The sequence below is a fragment of the Pseudomonas sp. MYb541 genome (assembly GCF_037479595.1).
GTDB classification, from domain to species: domain Bacteria; phylum Pseudomonadota; class Gammaproteobacteria; order Pseudomonadales; family Pseudomonadaceae; genus Aquipseudomonas; species Aquipseudomonas canadensis.
Window position 1 is genome coordinate 1 of record NZ_JBBGYS010000046.1, and the last position, 17320, is coordinate 17320.

The window sequence follows — 17320 nt, forward strand, 5'->3', positions numbered from 1 at the left end:
GCAAAGTCAAGCGAGGTCAACCAAGACAATCTCGCTGTCTTCAACCGCCGTCACCCGCAACACCTGCTCATCTTCAATCGCTACACCATCTCGAGCTTGTGCACGCAAGCCGTTGACTTCAATGACGCCAGTCGCCGGCACCAGATAAGCCCGACGCCCGCTGTCGAGCCGGTACTCGGCACTTTCCCCAGCCTTCAGGTTCGCCGCTACCAGCCGTGCATCTGCACGAATGCGCAGGCTCTCGGTGTCCCCAGCCTTGCCACTCGCCAGCGTCACAAAACCTTCGCGATCACCCTTGGGGAACGGCTTGGCGCCCCAGGAAGGCGGTAAACCAGCCTCGTTCGGAATGATCCAGATCTGGAAAATCTTAGTCGGCATGTCTTCCAGGTTGTACTCGCTGTGGGCGATCCCGGTGCCTGCGCTCATCACTTGCACATCACCCGCCTCGGTGCGGCCCTTGTTGCCAAGGTTGTCGGCATGGCTGATCGCGCCTTCACGCACATAAGTGATGATCTCCATATCGCGATGCGGGTGCTGCGGGAAACCAGTGCCCGGCGCAATGATGTCGTCATTCCATACGCGCAGGTTGCCCCAGTGCATGCGCTTGGGGTCGTGGTACTCGGCAAACGAAAAGTGGTGATGAGCGTCAAGCCAGCCGTGGTGGGCGCCGCCCAGGGAACTGAAAGGTCGAAGTTCAAGCATGATCGTCTCCTGTGAATGGCCCTATGATCCTGCAGCTCATGATCGATAAAAAGCGTAAAAACTGCCTGATTCCTATCAGTCGATTAGATTGATTGGTGGCGTTTTGACTTTCAGTTCATCGTCTAACTGCATGACCGCAAAGCAATTGGCTGGAACTGAGCGTCGATTCCGGCGACCATGGCGCACTTGTTTGAACCCAACTCATCGCAGGAGTCCGCGTGTCGCAACAAAAGCCTGATCTTCCTCCCGAACTGCGCCCTTTGGCTGAAATGCCGTTATTCAAACGCTTGGCTGCGCGCCTGTTTGGCCATGGCTTGACCCGTTTGCGCGCCCAGCATCGGTTTTCGTGGTTGCACGGACAGGCCGACGGTTTTCGCAGTGGGCATGAGGCGGGTGTGGAGTACGGCTATCGCGAAGGCAAAGCCGACGGCATCGAAGAAGGTCGCCAGGTGCTGTTGATTCGCGACTTCCGTCCGGATGAGCACCGTGCGCCGGGCGTAGATGACAGCCTGTTCGATGACTGGCGCCTGCCGCTCACCACCGAGCTGAAGAAACGCATCAAGGTCGATGTCGCGCGATTGCTGCCGGCTCATGCCCAGCCGAGCGCGGCGCAATGGAAGATGATTTTCAGCGAGACGCCCTCGACCTCAGTGATCGCGGGGGCCGGGGCCGGCAAATCCACGTCGCTGGTACTGCGCATTTTGCTGCTCACCCATTACCTGGGCTTTGAGCTGAGCTCGATGACAGTGGTGACCTTCACCCGTGAATCGCGCAAGGATTTCATCAACAAGCTCATGGAAATTCTCAACCTCTGGGGCCAACCCCTTGGTATGAAAGAAGCGCAAGCCGTGGTGCGTACCTTTCACTCGCGCATCCTGCCCATGGTGCGCAGCCTGCCGGGCTTCGAGCGCTTGCAAGCCTTCGAAAACCTGAATGCCGGTGTTGAAGACGCCGACAGCAATCCTTTTGACCTGCGTATCAACGAAGCCCAGCGCCAGCAGATGAATGCCTGCTTTCACCGGCTACAGGGGCAGCACCCGCGATTCCGTGAACTGATTGCGCCGCTGGCGCGGCACGGGCTGCAGCTCAAAGAGCTGGAGCGTGACCATCCCGATGTACAAAAACGGGTGGCCGTGACCGAACTGGCGGCCAAACGCGATGAAGAACTCTGCGATGTGATCGAGGACCTGTGGTTTCGTGCAGGCGCCTGGCCGATCAAGGGGATCGAACCTAACCGCCAGACCGTTGAAATCAACGGCGCGCAATTTCATTGTCATGGCTACATTCCTGAGCTGGATGCCTGGGTGGTACTGGGCTTCGACTCGCGGGAAAACGCGCAGACCAGCCGACCTCACTCAAAGCTGTCGGTACGCGCAGAATGGGCGGTAAAGCGCACCTTGTTTCAAGCTTTCTGTCCTAAGCCATTGATATGGATAGATAGTTACGAGTCATCTAAGCGCTTGCTAAGCAGTTTGGCCGGTGATGCTACGGCCGGCCCCGGCTTTGATTACAAGGTCAAAGGCGAGTTGGCATCAGCGCCGCTGCTGGACAGTTTTGTGATGGCCGCCGGATTCATCGAGAACCTTGGTCTGGACGTACCCACCGCCGTCGGGCAGATGAGCTTTGCCAAGGATGATCCGGACCGCTTCTTCTTCGAAGCCCTGAGCATCTTCTGGAAAGCCCTGGAAGATCACTTGCTGGACCAATCCCCCCCGATCATGACCTATAACCGGATGTTCTCGTTGTTCGGAGAGAACACCCCGGAAAACCTCAAGCTGCTCAGCGATCCGCTGCTGCGCCCCTTGTCGCACCTGATGATCGACGAGTTCCAGGACGTTTCGCCGCAGATCGTCTCGTGGATCCGTGCCAGCCTGCGCGAGATCCGCAGCCGTGGTCCGGCCATGCATGTGGGGCGCGGCGCCCAGCGCTCATCGTTGTTGTGTGTGGGAGATGACTGGCAGTCGATCTATGGCTGGCGCGGCAGTTCACCCAAGTACTTCATGGAATTCGACAGGGAGTTCCCATCGCCATCCACCACCCGTGTGATGCTGGGCGAGAACTACCGCAGTCACCAGCACATCATCGATGCGGCCGAGCATATCGTGCGCGCGGCGCCGGCGATTGCTGGCAAGAAAGCCAAAGCCAGTGGCGCGCCCAAGGCGTTGGTACCCGTCGCGGTGCTGGAGCGGGACGATGCGGCATTGGGGCGACGGTTGTCGGGGCATTATCAGAAGGGTGATTCGATCTTGATGCTTTATCGAAAAGGTAGCGATAAGCTATTGATTCAGGAGCATATTCAATCAGTAGTTAATGTGGATTCTAGCTTGCCGCCCCAGGCGCGCAGGCTGAAACAATTGACCTATCACAGTGCCAAGGGGCTACAGGCTGACGCGGTGTTTCTGCTTGGGGATTGTCAGCATGTCACTAGCTCGCCGTATAAAAACCAGGTGTACCGGATGGCGGGCCTGGGCAAGGCTGGCGACAGCGAGCCCTATGACAATGCGCAAAAGGATGAAGTGTTGCGCCTGGCCTATGTGGGCATTACCCGCGCCGTGAGCCATTGCTATTGGTACGTGGAAAAGCCCGAAGGTCAGGCCCTGAATGTGCCCAAGGCGTCGGAGCGGGTGGATGGCAAGAAAGCCTTCTTTGATGATCAGCGCAGCTGAAGGCGCGCCGGACCTATGTGGGAGCGGGCTTGCCCGCGAATGCGGTGTATCAGCAACGCATCCAGTGACTGACACTCCGCTTTCGCGGGCAAGCCCGCTCCCACATTGGAAACTCATTGCTTGATGGGTTTGGGTCAGGCCCTTAGTGACACCGGCGGCACAAACGACTCCAGCTCATCCTCCACGGCCTCGATGATGCGCTCCACATCGGCGGCATTCATCACGGTAGCGCAGGGAATGCCGGCGATGGCGATCAGGGTCTCGCCGCTGGCGCGGTCGAACAATCGGGCGATCATACTGCCAGGCGCATCCATGCTGCCCTCGAAACCCATTGGGTGAAAATGCCAGCGCATCAGCTGGCAGGCGTTGGGGAACGTCACTTTGTTCATGTTGCCCACCTTGTTCATTGAGCGCTTCCTTTAGCTCGCGGCAGGGGCCAAGACCTTCACTGATCATGGCGTCGCAGAACTTAAAAATAGCATCCGTTCGCAACGGCAAGGTGACTTTTTGAGCCCCGTTCGGCGGTTGTCTTTCATAAGTTTGATGTAGGTCATGTGCCACTGGGGGTTGGGCAATAAGCCACTAGTCAGAAGTACCCATTGGCCATTGAAGCCCCCGGCAAAATTCGGCAATCTCCAAGGTCTACCCGCCGCAGAGCCCCTCCATGCCCGACATCGCTCCAGACGATGAGCCCCAGCAATCCCACGCCACCCGCGATTTGGTGCTGCGCCACCACCTGTGTTGGCGCCATCGGGATCTGGAGGGCGTAATGTCCTACTACCATCAGGACATCCAGTACCACGACTTTTTCCAGAACCGAGTCGTCGGTCACGCGCAGTTGCGTGATTACCTGCGAGCCAGCATGCCGCGCGAGGCCGATGAAGCGATTGAGCACACCGACCGCATCCGCGCTGATGGCGATACGGCCTTCATCCAGTACCGCATCACCTTGCGTGGCGGCCATGGCTTGGTGTCATTTCGCACCAGCGAAGCCATCACGGTGCGCGACGGGCTGATCTGGCGGGTCAATGAATACGCCTCCCTGGTGCATGAGCAACCCGTCCAGGCTGCGCGGCCTTCGGTCAGCCGTTTGGGCTTGTCACCCCAGCAATTGGGGCATATGGCCAATGACTTGCAGCAGTATTTCGAACGCAAGCAACCTTACCTGGACCCGGAGCTGGACTTGCAGCGGGTGGCCAAGGAGTGTGGCTACAGTCGCAATCAGATTTCCTATTTGCTGAACCAGGTGCTGGGGCAAAGCTTCTATCGCTACGTCAACCAGGCCAGGCTTCACCACTTGCTGGCCGCGCTGGACAAGGCCTTGCCGCCGATAAAGGTCGACGACCTGGCATTTGCCGCCGGTTTCAACTCGCTCTCGGCGTTCTACAGTGCGTTTCGCCAGCACACAGGGCAGTCACCCAAGGCCTACGTCAAACAAATTTCCCTGCGTGCACGCGCGCAAGACAGCCCATAACACTGCGCTCTAGGATCCACCCTATCGAAACGAGGTAGGGGAACCCGGCATGCCGGCATGGCGCAACATCAGCTTATGGATGGACCAGTTGGATGACCCGCTGCATGCGCGGCCGTCGCTGGAACAGGACCTGGACGTCAACGTGGCCATCATCGGTGCCGGTTATACCGGGTTGTGGACCGCGTATTACCTGAAACGCCAGGCGCCCGAACTGAACATCGCGATCATCGAAGCGCAAACCGCCGGCTTCGGCGCCTCCGGCCGCAATGGTGGCTGGCTGATGGGCAACCTGCTGGGCGAGGACCGCCTGTTGGCTGGCCTGAACCCCGAACAACGGCGCGCCTCGTTTGACCTGCTGCACGCCATCCCGGATGAGGTGGCCCAGGTACTTGCGCGTGAGGGCATCGACTGCGACTACCGCAAGGGCGGCGCGCTGTACTGCGCCGCGCGTTACCCCGAGCAGGAGGGCAGCCTGCGTCGCTACCTGGACAAACTCCACGCCCAGGGCCTGACCGAAGCCGACTATCGCTGGCTCAGCCCACAGCAACTGGCCGAACAGATTCGCATCGCCAAGCCTTATGGCGGTATCTACGCGCCCCACGTGGCGACCATCAACCCTGCCAAGCTGGTGCGTGGCCTGGCGCGGGTGGTGGAAAGCATGGGCGTGGCGATCTACGAAAACAGCCCAGTGACTCAGTGGCAATCCGGCGGCCTGCGCACGGCGAAGGCCGGTGTTCGTGCAGCCTGGGTGGTGCCGGCAGTGGAGGGCTACGCCAACACCTTGCCGCCTTTGGGCCGTTATCAACTGCCGGTGCAAAGCCTGATCGTCGCCACCGAGCCGTTGCCGGCCAGTACCTGGGATGAAATCGGCCTGAGCCACGGCCAAGCCTTCGGCGAAAGCAGTCGGCAGGTCACCTACGGCCAGCGTTCAGCGGACAACCGGCTGGTGTTCGGTGCCCGTGGCGGTTACCAGTTCGCCGGGAAACTGCGCCACAACTTCGATCTGACCGACAGCGAAGTCGAGCTGCGTCGCTACCTGTTCGGCGAGCTTTTCCCACAGCTCAAGCACGTGAAGATTACCCATTCATGGGGCGGCAACCTGGGCATGTCGCGCAGTTTCCGACCGCACATGCTGTGCGACCACAAGACCGGCATCGCACTGTCCGGTGGTTATGGCGGGGAGGGCGTTGGCGCCACCAACCTGGGCGGCCGCACCCTGGCCGACCTGATCCTCGGCCGCGACACGCCGTTGACCCATCAACCCTGGGTGATCCGCGAACGCGGCCTGGACGCGCTCAAGCCCTGGGAGCCCGAACCCTGCCGCTGGCTGGGCTACAACGCGATTATTCGCAGTTTCGTCCATGAAGACCAGGTGTTGGCCAACCCCAACACTGCCCCTTGGCGCCGCAAGTTGGCGACCGGCGTGGCCGGGTTCATGGAAGGTTTCATGCACTAAGTCGTTTCATTCACACGGGAAAACCCCATGAGCATCACGCAATTCAAAGACACGCTGAACGCCCACTTGCCGGACTCGTCGCCCGTCGCCGTGCCCTTGGGCGAGCCCATTGCGGTGGCCTCGACCCTGAGCGTCGAGCGCAACGATGGCGTCGAAACCGGCATCTGGGAATGCTCCCCAGGCGTTTGGCGTCGGCAGATCAAATCCCAGGAGTTTTGCCACTTTATCCAGGGCCGCTGCACCTTCACCCCAGACAACGGTGAAATCGTCCACATACAAGCCGGTGATGCACTGATGTTGCCGGCCAACAGCACCGGCATCTGGGACATCCAGGAAACCGTGCGCAAGACCTACGTATTGATCCTGTAACGCTTTGATCCTTGATCGCCTGCCATAAAAACAGCCCTAAAACCGCCAGGAAATCGAACCATGAAAGCCATTGCCCTGTTGCCCTTGATGTTGGTGGCCTCTATCAGCCAGGCCGCCGAGACGGTGAAAATCTACAACTGGTCCAGCTACATCGCGCCGGACACCACCAAGAACTTCCAGAAGCAGACCGGCATCGGCTTCAGCTACGACGTGTATGACAGCAACGAAACCCTCGACGGCAAACTGATGACGGGCAACTCCGGGTATGACGTGGTGTTTCCGTCCAACCATTTCATGGCCCGGCAAATCCAGGGCGGCGCGCTGAAGAAGCTCGACAAGAGTCAGTTGCCCAACTGGAAGAACCTCAACCCGGTGCTGCTCAAGGCCCTGGAAAACAACGATCCGGGCAATGCCCATGGTTTCCCGTACCTGTGGGGCAGCACCGGCATCGGCTACAACATCGACAAGGTCAAGGCGGCACTGGGCGACAACGCACCGGTCGACTCCTGGGACCTGATCTTCAAGCCCGAATACATGGAGAAACTCAGCAAGTGCGGCGTTGCCATCCTGGATAACGGCCCGGAACTGTTGCCCATCGCCCTGAACTACCTGGGCTTGCCGCCCCACAGCAAGAACCCTGAGGACTACAAGAAGGCCGAAGCACTGCTGATGAAAGTGCGTCCCTATGTGGCGTATTTCCACTCTTCCAAGTACACAGGCGACCTGGCCAACGGTGACATCTGCGTGGCCGTCGGTTTTTCCGGCGATGTGCTGCAGGCCGAAAGCCGCGCCAAGGAAGCCAGGAATGGGGTGAAGATCGGCTATCAGATTCCCAAGGAAGGCGCCGCGATCTGGTTCGACATGGTTGCCATGCCTGCCGATGCCCCGGATGAAAAGGCGGGCTATGCCTTCATGAATTACCTGCTGGAGCCGCAGGTCATGGCGGACATCACCAACTCCGTGCACTACGCCAACGGCAATAGCTCGGCGGACAGCCTGGTGGATCCCGAGATCAAGGCGGATACCAAGATTTACCCGAGTGAGGAAATGATGGGTAAGTTGTTTGCGCTGGAAGCGATGCCGTTGAATATCGATCGGATTCGGACGCGGATCTGGAACACCATTCGAATGGGGCGATGAGAAAGGGCGAACAGACAGACGTGGGCGATGAGCCCACGTCGATTCAATAGTGCCATTTGCGATAAAAAAATACTTTTTAAACCTGTCATTTGTGACAGGTTTATTTGTTTTTTTAACCGATTACGCTCATGTCTCCTGAATCGCAACATTAGGCAAGGAGCGTTAGATGGGAAATCTCAGGCAACAGATCAGTGCAAAAATGCAAGCCACTGGCTGGATGATCGGAAGCATCAAAATCGCTGGTGAGGTGGTTATCTATAAAACAAACCAAGTATTTCGTGATGAACAGAACAATGGGATGCGAATCTATTCGCGAGACGACACCGAAGGAGATCCGTCAGACATTTCGTTTATTCACGTAACCTTTGCAGATAAAAATGTGAAAAGCGGTACTTATTCCATCGGCGGGCCTGAGATTGTAGGTGCTTGGTACCACGCTCATGGTGCGGATCACGAGCAAGAGGCAACATCGGGTTCTGTCTCCATCGAAAGGATAGATGACTATCAAGTGTTGGTGGGCAGTATCCGGTTTCTGACGACCGACTTTGATGTCGCCGTTGCGTACATCATCAAGGGGTTCTCAGGGTGACGACTCTTTGTCCAAATTGAGGTAAGCCCCTATCGATCATGCATGTGCCTGAGCCGGTCTTTCGATCATGGGTTTTCCAGGTCATGCCCCAACGACTGAATAAACAACGAAAACAGCTCCGGCTGCGACGAGATATCCAGCTTGGCGTACAAATGCCGACGGTGCACCTTCACCGTGTCCGGCGAGATGTTCAGGCGCTCAGCCATGGCCTTGGACGAAAAACCGCGCAACACCAATCGGGCGATCTCCAACTCGCGGTCCGAGAGCACGCCGCAACCGAACTGACTCAACGCATCCCTGATCTGACTGTCCATCGCCGGCGCACGCTGGGTGCTTTGCTGCCAGTGCTGTTGCATCAGCGGTAACACCCAGGCGGCCACGGTGGTCATCAGGCCGGTCTCCTCGAAGCTGAAGCGTCGTTGCATGCCCAATGACAGCGATAACGTCCCCGCGCCCGGCAATTGCAGGATGAACTGCACCTCGTCTTCCAGCACGTTGTCATGGAAGTAATTGAGGAAGTATTCACTCTGGCGAAAATGATCCGGCGCCACTTCCTCCAGGCGGTACACGCCGCTGGCATAGCCCTCGCGACAGGCCTGGAAAAACGGGTCGAGCAAATACAAGCCATTGAGGTACACCAGCATCGACGCTGGTTTGCTGCTGGGTTGGGCGTCGTATTCTTCGAGGGCCTGAGGCGGGCCATCCACCGGGTAGTAGATCGCCAGGGCGTTATCGAAGGGCAGGCACTGATGCAGCAACAACACCAGCTGTTTCCAGAAGCGCTCGGTGCCGATGTGCGCAACGGTGCGGCCCAGGCCGGCGTGCATGCCGACTTCTCGAAACAGGCTCATATGACAGGCTCCCACCGCAAAAGATCGGCCAAGGGTTCGGCTTTTGCCAGGTGGCGTCAAGGGGAGTACGCCAATAGGGGAATTGGCTGACATGAACGTCGTGTTTATTGTCCTCATCATTCAGCGGGAAACATATCCCGCGATGATCAGATTTTTCGTTTCTGCCTCACACCAAGAACAACGACAGAGGATAACGATATGAGCACTTCCCCCACGCCCGACGGCGTGCTGAAACCCACCTTGAGTGTCTTCGATGTGGTCGCCATTACCGTGTCGGCGGTGACGCCGGCCAGTTCCGTATTTGTGATCGCGCCCTTTGCCATCCAACAGGCCGGTAGCGGCGTGTTCCTGGCGTTTGTGATGGCGGGTTTGCTCGCGTTGATGTTTGCCTTTTGCTACGCCGAACTGGGCCGCGCCCACAACAGCGCCGGGGGCGAGTATGTGTACGCCAAGCGCGTATTTGGTGGCATGGCGGGCTATGCGACGTTCCTGACCGTGCTGGTGATGTTGCTGTTTATCCCGCCAGTTCTCGCCACGGGCGCGGCGACCTATCTGAATAACGCCCTTGGCACGAAGTTCGATTCCCAGACCGTCGCCTTGGTGATTGTGGTGTGCAGTTACGCCTTGGGCATTCTCAATATCAAGCTGAATGCCTGGATCACCGGCACCTGCCTGTTGCTGGAAGTCGCGGCGTTGCTGGTGATCGTCGTCATTGGTTTCGGCAACCCGGTACAGCCGGCCAGCGTGCTGTTCCAGCCGCAGATCGTCGAAAACGGCGTGCTGCACCTGGCGCCCTGGGCCCTGGTGATCGGCGCGGTGGGCATCGGCCTGTTTTCCTACAACGGCTATGGCCCAGCAGTGTTGCTGGCCGAAGACATGAAATGCGGCGGCAAAGGCGTGCACAAGGCAGTGCTGTGGTCCTTGGGCTTGGTGGTGATCATCGAACTGGTGCCGATCACCGCGCTGTTGATCGGTGCGCCATCGCTCAGTGAGATGATCAGCAGCCCGGACCCCATCGGTTACCTGTTGACCAGCCATGGCAATGAAACCCTCTCGCGGCTGGTCAGCGCCGGGATCTTCCTGTCGGTGTTCAATGCGATTGTCGCGATCGTAATCCAGATCGGCCGCGTGGTGTTCAGCAGCGGCCGTGATGCGCTGTGGACGCCAAGCATCAACAAACTGTTTACGCGTATTCACCCACGCTGGGATTCGCCCTGGTTGGCTACGCTGTTCCTGGCGATTCCTTCAGCATTGTTGAGTTTCAGCTCCAACCTGGCCGACCTGACTTCGTTCAGCGTGTTGCTGATCATGCTGGTGTACCTGGTGGTGGCGTTGAGTGCGTTGATGAGCCGGGTGCTGCTGCGTGATCGCGAGCATCCCTATCGCATGCCGCTGTGGCCGCTGCCGGCGTTGGTCGCGGTACTGGGCGCGGGTTATCTGTTGGTCACGCTGGTGGCGGCGGCCTCGATCCGCGACATCATGATCATCATCGGCTTGCTGGCCCTGTCGGTGATTCTGTATTGCATCAGTGGCCGGTCGAGTCCGGTCTTCCAGAAATTGTAAGGAGTGGTTATGCGCGCACGTCAATTGGGCATCACGTTGGGGCTGGGCACGCCCGGTGAGTGGAACGCCATCACCGATGTGCCAGGTGTCCGGGTCGGGCACAGCACGATCAAGACACTTATCGACGGCAAGCACGTGCGTACTGGCGTCAGCGTGATCCAACCGCGTGCTGGCGAAGCACGCCAGCAACCGTGCTTTGCCGGCTATCACGTGCTCAATGGCAATGGCGACGCCACCGGCCTTGAGTGGATCAGCGAAGCGGGGCTGTTGACCACGCCGCTGGCCATCACCAACACCCACAGCATCGGCATTGTGCGCGACAGCCTGATCGCCCTGGAGCGCGAGCGCCTGGCGGACCCGGCGGTGTACTGGTGCATGCCGGTGGTGATGGAAACCTATGACGGCCTGCTCAATGATATCTGGGGCCAGCATGTCGGCCCCGAGCATGTGCGCGAAGCCCTGGACAACGCCGAAACCGGCCCGGTGCAGGAAGGCGCGGTCGGCGGCGGCACCGGCATGATCTGCCATGAATTCAAAGGCGGTATCGGCACGGCTTCGCGGCGCCTGCCGGCGGAACAGGGCGGCTGGACTGTCGGCGTGCTGGTGCAGGCCAACCATGGCAAGCGCCAGGAACTGCGGGTGGATGGCTACCCGGTGGGGCGCCAGTTGATGGAGATTCCGTCGCCTTTTGCCGAGCAAGGCACGCCGGGCATGGGCTCGATCGTGGTAATCCTGGCCACCGACGCGCCGCTGTTGCCGCACCAATGCCAGCGCCTGGCGCAGCGCGCGTCCATCGGTATCGCCCGCACTGGCGGCGGCACCGAAGATTCCAGCGGTGACCTGTTCCTGGCCTTTGCCACCGGTAACCAGGACCTGCCGCCGGCGGATTATGGGCGCAAGGGCCTGCCGTTCAGCAGCACCTTGCAGATGGTCAACAACGACCATATTTCGCCGCTGTTCAGCGCGGCGGCTGAGGCGGTGGAAGAGGCGATCATCAATGCGATCCTGGCTGGGGAGAGCATGCTCACCGATCAAGGTGTCCTGGTGCCCGGACTGGAAGGTGAAACGCTATTGGCGGTATTGCACAAGACGGGCTGGAGTGTGTCCCGGTAATAGGGGGCACGCCAAGTTATTAATACAAGTAGTGGCTGTTTAATGTTGCCAATGACACCCTGCCAATATATTGGATCCATTAACTAACGGCGCCGCTCAACTTGAGCGGCGTTAGTGCTATTTAATATTTAAATAATCGCGCTGCTTTTTTCAGGGCGAAAGCCGATACCGGCCAACAAACACGGCGCTGAACTTGTTTCAGTTGTTTCCTCGCCCGGTTTTAGTGCAGGAAAAGATGTAGACGAAAGATTTCAAGTTGTGTCAGTTTTCTTACGCCTTCAAAAGAGGCGAGTGATAGGACGATCTCGCCCGCGAGGTTCCTATCGAACAAAGACTGATGCACTTGCAAACAAGGAAGTACGTTTATGTCAAAAGTAAAAGACAAGGCTATCGTGTCGGCGGCGCAAGCCAGCACCGCTTACTCGCAAATCGATAGCTTCAGCCATCTGTACGACCGTGGCGGCAACCTCACGGTCAACGGTAAACCCTCGTTTTCCGTGGACCAGGCGGCTGACCACCTGTTGCGTGAAAATGCGGCCTATCGCGACGTGGATGGCAACGGCAAGATCGATCTGACTTACACCTTTCTCACCTCGGCGTCCTCGGCAACCATGAACAAACATGGCATCACCGGGTTCAGCCAGTTCAACACCCAGCAGAAAGCACAGGCCGTATTGGCCATGCAATCCTGGGCGGATGTGGCCAATGTGACCTTCACCGAGAAAGCCTCGGGCGGTGACTTCCACATGACCTTCGGCAACTACAGCGGGGGCCAGGACGGCGCGGCCGCGTTTGCCTACCTGCCGGGCACCAACGACAAGTATCACCAAAGTGGCCTGGACGGCACCTCATGGTACCTGACCAACAGCAGCTACACGCCAAACAAGACGCCGGACCTGAACAACTACGGCCGGCAGACCCTGACCCACGAAATCGGGCATACCCTGGGCCTGGACCACCCTGGCGACTACAACGCCGGGACCGGCAACCCTTCCTACAAAGACGCGGACTATGGACAGGACACGCGTGGCTACAGCGTCATGAGTTACTGGAGCGAGAGCAACACCAACCAGAACTTCAGCAAGGGCGGCGTCGAGGCTTACGCGTCCGGCCCGCTGATCGACGACATCGCAGCAATCCAGAAGCTCTACGGCGCCAACTACAACACCCGCGCCGGCGACACCACCTACGGCTTCAACTCCAACACCGGGCGTGATTTCCTCAGCGCCACCTCGAACGCCGACAAGCTGGTGTTCTCGGTGTGGGACGGTGGTGGCAATGACACCTTGGACTTCTCCGGTTTCACCCAGAACCAGAAGATCAACCTCAACGAAACGTCGTTCTCCGACGTTGGCGGCCTGGTGGGCAACGTGTCCATCGCCAAGGGCGTGACCGTCGAGAACGCTTTCGGCGGCGCCGGCAATGACTTGATCATTGGCAACAACGCGGCCAACGTGATCAAGGGTGGGGCCGGCAACGACCTCATCTACGGTGGCGGCGGTGCGGATCAACTGTGGGGCGGTGCGGGCAACGACACCTTTGTGTTTGGTGCCAGTTCCGATTCCAAGCCAGGCGCTGCGGACAAGATCTTTGACTTCACCTCCGGTTCGGACAAGATCGACCTGTCGGGCATTACCAAGGGTGCAGGCCTGACCTTCGTCAATGCCTTCACCGGGCATGCCGGCGATGCTGTACTGACCTATGCCGCAGGCACCAACCTGGGCACCTTGGCAGTGGACTTCTCCGGGCACGGCGTGGCGGACTTCCTCGTCACCACCGTCGGCCAGGCAGCCGTCAGCGACATCGTGGCGTAATGCACGGGCGCGGCGTTTCGGCGCCGCGCTTTACCGATGGAGCGTGAAGATGCAGCGTTTTTTCACAGTGATCACCCGCGTGTTGCAGGTGATGTTCGTGTCGGCAGGAGCCCACGTCATGGCGAGCAGTCTTGTATTACCCACCACCGCCCAGTTGGCCGGGCATTGGCAGTTGCACCAACAGGATCAGGTGTGCGCACTTGACCTGCTGGAGCAGGCGAATGCCTTGGACGGCGACCTCGCTTGTGTCGCGCAATGGCTCGGTGAGAAACCCCTGACCTGGACACCGACACCGGATGGTATCTGGCTGATGAATGCCGAAGGCAGCGGGATAACCCATCTCAATCGAGAGCAGGCGGACGAGTATAAAGGCCGCACGCCTACGGGCCTGGAAGTTGTATTGCAACGCACACCTTAGTTGTCGTTATAAATATATAACTGAATTTATTAGTTGACCGCTCCGTTGTTTGGGGTTGGGGAAACTATTGCGCGAAATTTGTTTCAGGGAAGATCAGAAACCATGGCGAAGTCCCATGCCGTCGCGCCCTTATTCAAGGCGCTGGGTGAATACAAAAGCATGTTGATCAGTGTTGGCTGTTTCACAGCATTGATTAACCTGCTGATGCTGGTGCCGTCGATTTACATGCTGCAAGTGTATGACCGCGTGCTGTCCTCCCAGAATGAAACCACCCTGGTGATGTTGACGCTGATGGTGGTGGGCTTCTTTGCGTTTATTGGCACGCTTGAGGTAATCCGCAGTTTTATCGTGATCCGCATCGGCAGCCAGTTGGAGCGGCGTTTCAACTTGCGCGTGTACAAGGCCGCGTTCGAGCGCAACCTGCAACGCGGGCAGGGGCATGCCGGGCAAGCGTTGGGCGACTTGACTCATATCCGCCAATTCATCACGGGGCCTGCGTTGTTCGCGTTTTTCGACGCGCCGTGGTTTCCCATTTATCTGTTTGTGATCTTCCTGTTCAACGTGTGGCTCGGTGTGCTGGCCACCGCGGGCGCGGTGCTGTTGATCGCCCTCGCATGGCTGAACGAATACCTGACCAAAAAGCCGTTGGGCGAGGCCAGTGGTTATTCCCAGCAGTCCACGCAACTGGCGACCAGCCACTTGCACAATGCCGAGACGATCCAGGCCATGGGCATGCTTGGTGCGCTGCGCCAGCGCTGGTTTGCGGTGCATTCGCAGTTCCTGGGCTTGCAGAATCAGGCGAGTGACACCGGCTCGGTGGTGACTTCTTTGAGCAAATCCCTGCGCCTGTGCCTGCAATCGCTGGTGCTGGGTCTGGGGGCGTTGCTGGTGATCAAAGGCGATATGACCGCCGGGATGATGATCGCCGGTTCCATTCTGATGGGCCGGGTGCTCAGCCCCATCGACCAGTTGATTGCGGTGTGGAAGCAATGGAGTTCGGCCAAGTTGGCCTACCAGCGGCTGGATGATTTGTTGCGCGAATTTCCGCCGGAAGTCGAGCAGATGAAGCTGCCGCCGCCCAAAGGCCAGGTCAGCTTTGAACAGGTCAGTGCAGGCCCGCCTGGGCGGCGGATGGCGACCTTGCATCAAGTCAGTTTCAACCTGGGCGCGGGCGAAGTGCTCGGTGTGCTCGGCGCCTCGGGCTCCGGTAAATCCACCCTGGCCCGTGTGCTGGTGGGCGTCTGGCCGACGCTGGCCGGAACGGTGCGCCTGGATGGCGCGGACATTCATCGCTGGGACCGCGACGACCTCGGCCCCCACATTGGCTATCTGCCCCAGGACATCGAGCTGTTCAGCGGCAGCATTGCCGACAATATTGCGCGCTTTCGCGAGGCTGACCCCGAGCAGGTGGTGCAGGCGGCGCAGCAGGCTGGCGTGCATGAACTGATCCTGCGCTTGCCCCAGGGCTACGACACGGTGCTGGGTGACAACGGCGGCGGCCTGTCCGGCGGCCAGAAACAACGAGTGGGGTTGGCCCGCGCCCTGTACGGCGGGCCGCGCCTGATCGTGCTGGATGAGCCCAATTCCAATCTCGACACCGTCGGCGAAGCCGCGCTGGCCAGTGCCATCGTGCAGATGAAAGCCCAGGGCAGCAGTGTGGTGCTGGTCACCCATCGTTCGTCGGCGCTGGCCCAGGCCGACAAGTTGCTGGTGCTCAGCGAAGGGCATTTGCAGGCGTTCGGGCCGAGCCAGGAAGTGCTGCGGGCGTTGTCCGGACAGCAGGAGCCGCCCAAGGAGAGACCGGGCGTGAGTTTCAGTCGTCAGTACCAGGCCGGAAGGAATCCAGGCGCATGAGCAGCATCACTGTTGAACCACGCTTCAAAGAACACGACGCCAATTTCTTCGCTCGCATGGGCTGGTTGCTGACGGTGGTCGGGGCTGGCGGCTTTTTCCTGTGGGCCAGCCTTGCGCCATTGGACCAAGGCATTCCGGTGCAGGGCACGGTGGTGGTGTCGGGCAAGCGCAAGGCGGTGCAAACCCTCAGCCCCGGCGTGGTCAGCCGGATTCTGGTGAAGGAGGGCGAGTGGGTGAAGCAAGGCCAGCCGCTGTTTCGTCTCGACCAGACTCAGCACCAGGCCGACGTGCAGTCCCTGCAAGCCCAGTACCGCATGGCCTGGGCCAGTGTGGCGCGCTGGCAGAGTGAACGTGACAATCAGGCCAGCATCACCTTTCCCACCGAACTCAGCGCCAATCCCGACCCGGCCCTGGCGTTGGTGCTGGAAGGCCAGCGCCAACTGTTCAGCAGCCGTCGCGAAGCCTTTGCCCGTGAGCAGGCCGGTATCCGCGCCAATATCGACGGCGCCACCGCGCAGTTGGGCGGCATGCGCCGCGCCCGCAGCGACTTGACCGCCCAGGCGCAGTCCCTGCGTGATCAACTGAGCAATCTGCAACCCTTGGCCGACAACGGCTACATCCCGCGCAATCGGCTGATGGACTACCAACGGCAGTTGTCCCAGGTGCAACAGGACCTGGCGCAAAACACCGGCGAAAGTGGCCGGGTAGAGCAGGGCATCCTCGAATCACGGCTGAAACTGCAACAGCACAGTGAGGAATACCAGAAGGAAGTACGCAGCCAGTTGGCCGACGCACAACTGCGTAGCCTGACTCTGGAACAACAACTCACCTCGGCCGGGTTCGACCTGCAACACAGCGAAATCAACGCCCCGGCGGACGGCATCGCGGTCAATCTCAGCGTACACACCGAGGGCGCCGTGGTCCGCGCGGGTGAAACCCTGCTGGAGATCGTGCCCCAAGACACGCGCCTGGAAGTGGAAGGGCGTTTGCCGGTGCATTTGGTCGACAAGGTCGGCACGCACCTGCCGGTCGACATTCTGTTCACCGCCTTCAACCAAAGCCGCACACCGCGTGTGCCGGGGGAGGTCAGCCTGATTTCCGCCGACCAGATGCTCGATGAAAAAACCGGCGCGGCCTACTACGTGCTGCGCACTACGGTGAGCGAAGCGGCGTTGGAAAAACTTCACGGGCTGGTGATCAAGCCGGGTATGCCCGCCGAGATGTTCGTGCGCACCGGCGAGCGCTCGCTGCTCAATTACCTGTTCAAGCCGCTGCTCGACCGCGCCGGCTCCGCATTGACCGAGGAATAGA

Annotated in this window: 15 protein-coding genes; 12 read left to right on the top strand and 3 right to left on the bottom strand. The window is 59.5% G+C overall.

Translation table 11 applies throughout. From position 1 onward, the window contains the following. Positions 1-6 precede the first annotated feature (6 nt). Positions 7-702 (bottom strand): pirin family protein, encoded by a 696-nt coding sequence (locus tag WH299_RS24135; RefSeq protein ID WP_122726937.1) that lies wholly within the window; start codon positions 700-702, stop codon positions 7-9. 218 nt (positions 703-920) lie between these two features. Here WH299_RS24135 and WH299_RS24140 point away from each other — a divergent pair, with 218 nt between their 5' ends. Further along, on the top strand, positions 921-3368 hold the full coding sequence (locus WH299_RS24140; RefSeq protein ID WP_339551494.1) for a UvrD-helicase domain-containing protein: 2448 nt from the start codon (positions 921-923) through the stop codon (positions 3366-3368). A 134-nt stretch (positions 3369-3502) separates the two neighbouring features. Here the strand turns inward: WH299_RS24140 and WH299_RS24145 are convergent, their stop codons facing one another. Then, positions 3503-3775 carry a DUF1652 domain-containing protein gene (locus WH299_RS24145; protein WP_014718395.1) on the bottom strand — a complete coding sequence of 91 codons (273 nt, stop codon included), beginning with the start codon at positions 3773-3775 and terminating at the stop codon, positions 3503-3505. A 257-nt stretch (positions 3776-4032) separates the two neighbouring features. Here WH299_RS24145 and WH299_RS24150 point away from each other — a divergent pair, with 257 nt between their 5' ends. The 5 genes from WH299_RS24150 (at position 4033) to WH299_RS24170 (ending at position 8396) form a co-directional block, all read left to right on the top strand. Beyond that, entirely contained in the window at positions 4033-4842 is an 810-nt protein-coding gene (locus WH299_RS24150; RefSeq protein ID WP_122726941.1) for a helix-turn-helix domain-containing protein, read from the top strand. A gap of 49 nt (positions 4843-4891) precedes the next feature. Next, complete coding sequence (locus WH299_RS24155) at positions 4892-6298, top strand: NAD(P)/FAD-dependent oxidoreductase (RefSeq protein WP_339551495.1); 1407 nt, start codon at positions 4892-4894, stop codon at positions 6296-6298. A 27-nt stretch (positions 6299-6325) separates the two neighbouring features. After that, entirely contained in the window at positions 6326-6667 is a 342-nt protein-coding gene (locus WH299_RS24160) for a cupin domain-containing protein (protein WP_122726945.1), read from the top strand. A gap of 60 nt (positions 6668-6727) precedes the next feature. Continuing rightward, complete coding sequence (locus WH299_RS24165; RefSeq protein ID WP_122726947.1) at positions 6728-7807, top strand: polyamine ABC transporter substrate-binding protein; 1080 nt, start codon at positions 6728-6730, stop codon at positions 7805-7807. Between the two features lie 166 nt (positions 7808-7973). Then, positions 7974-8396: a hypothetical protein gene (locus WH299_RS24170; protein ID WP_323623595.1), complete on the top strand. Its 423-nt coding sequence runs from the start codon at positions 7974-7976 to the stop codon at positions 8394-8396. Between the two features lie 65 nt (positions 8397-8461). On the opposite strand, the gene WH299_RS24175 is transcribed toward WH299_RS24170, so the two are convergent. After that, positions 8462-9247 (bottom strand): helix-turn-helix transcriptional regulator, encoded by a 786-nt coding sequence (locus WH299_RS24175; RefSeq protein WP_068933223.1) that lies wholly within the window; start codon positions 9245-9247, stop codon positions 8462-8464. A gap of 198 nt (positions 9248-9445) precedes the next feature. On the opposite strand from WH299_RS24175, the gene WH299_RS24180 reads away from it, so the two are divergent. From WH299_RS24180 to WH299_RS24205, 6 genes are all read left to right on the top strand, one after another. Next, positions 9446-10810 carry an APC family permease gene (locus tag WH299_RS24180; protein ID WP_028616098.1) on the top strand — a complete coding sequence of 455 codons (1365 nt, stop codon included), beginning with the start codon at positions 9446-9448 and terminating at the stop codon, positions 10808-10810. 9 nt (positions 10811-10819) lie between these two features. Then, positions 10820-11923 (top strand): DmpA family aminopeptidase, encoded by a 1104-nt coding sequence (locus WH299_RS24185; RefSeq protein ID WP_126570248.1) that lies wholly within the window; start codon positions 10820-10822, stop codon positions 11921-11923. Between the two features lie 365 nt (positions 11924-12288). Then, positions 12289-13737 (top strand): serralysin family metalloprotease, encoded by a 1449-nt coding sequence (locus WH299_RS24190; RefSeq protein WP_123477431.1) that lies wholly within the window; start codon positions 12289-12291, stop codon positions 13735-13737. Between the two features lie 49 nt (positions 13738-13786). Further along, positions 13787-14155 carry an AprI/Inh family metalloprotease inhibitor gene (locus tag WH299_RS24195; RefSeq protein ID WP_122726957.1) on the top strand — a complete coding sequence of 123 codons (369 nt, stop codon included), beginning with the start codon at positions 13787-13789 and terminating at the stop codon, positions 14153-14155. A gap of 102 nt (positions 14156-14257) precedes the next feature. Then, a complete protein-coding gene (locus WH299_RS24200) occupies positions 14258-16009 on the top strand; it encodes a type I secretion system permease/ATPase (protein WP_339551496.1) in 1752 nt (583 codons plus the stop codon). Beyond that, the gene (locus WH299_RS24205) at positions 16006-17319 is read left to right on the top strand and encodes an HlyD family type I secretion periplasmic adaptor subunit (RefSeq protein ID WP_339497597.1); all 1314 of its coding nucleotides are present in this window, start codon (positions 16006-16008) and stop codon (positions 17317-17319) included. Before WH299_RS24200 ends, WH299_RS24205 begins: the two co-directional genes overlap by 4 nt. Position 17320: the final 1 nt, after the last annotated feature.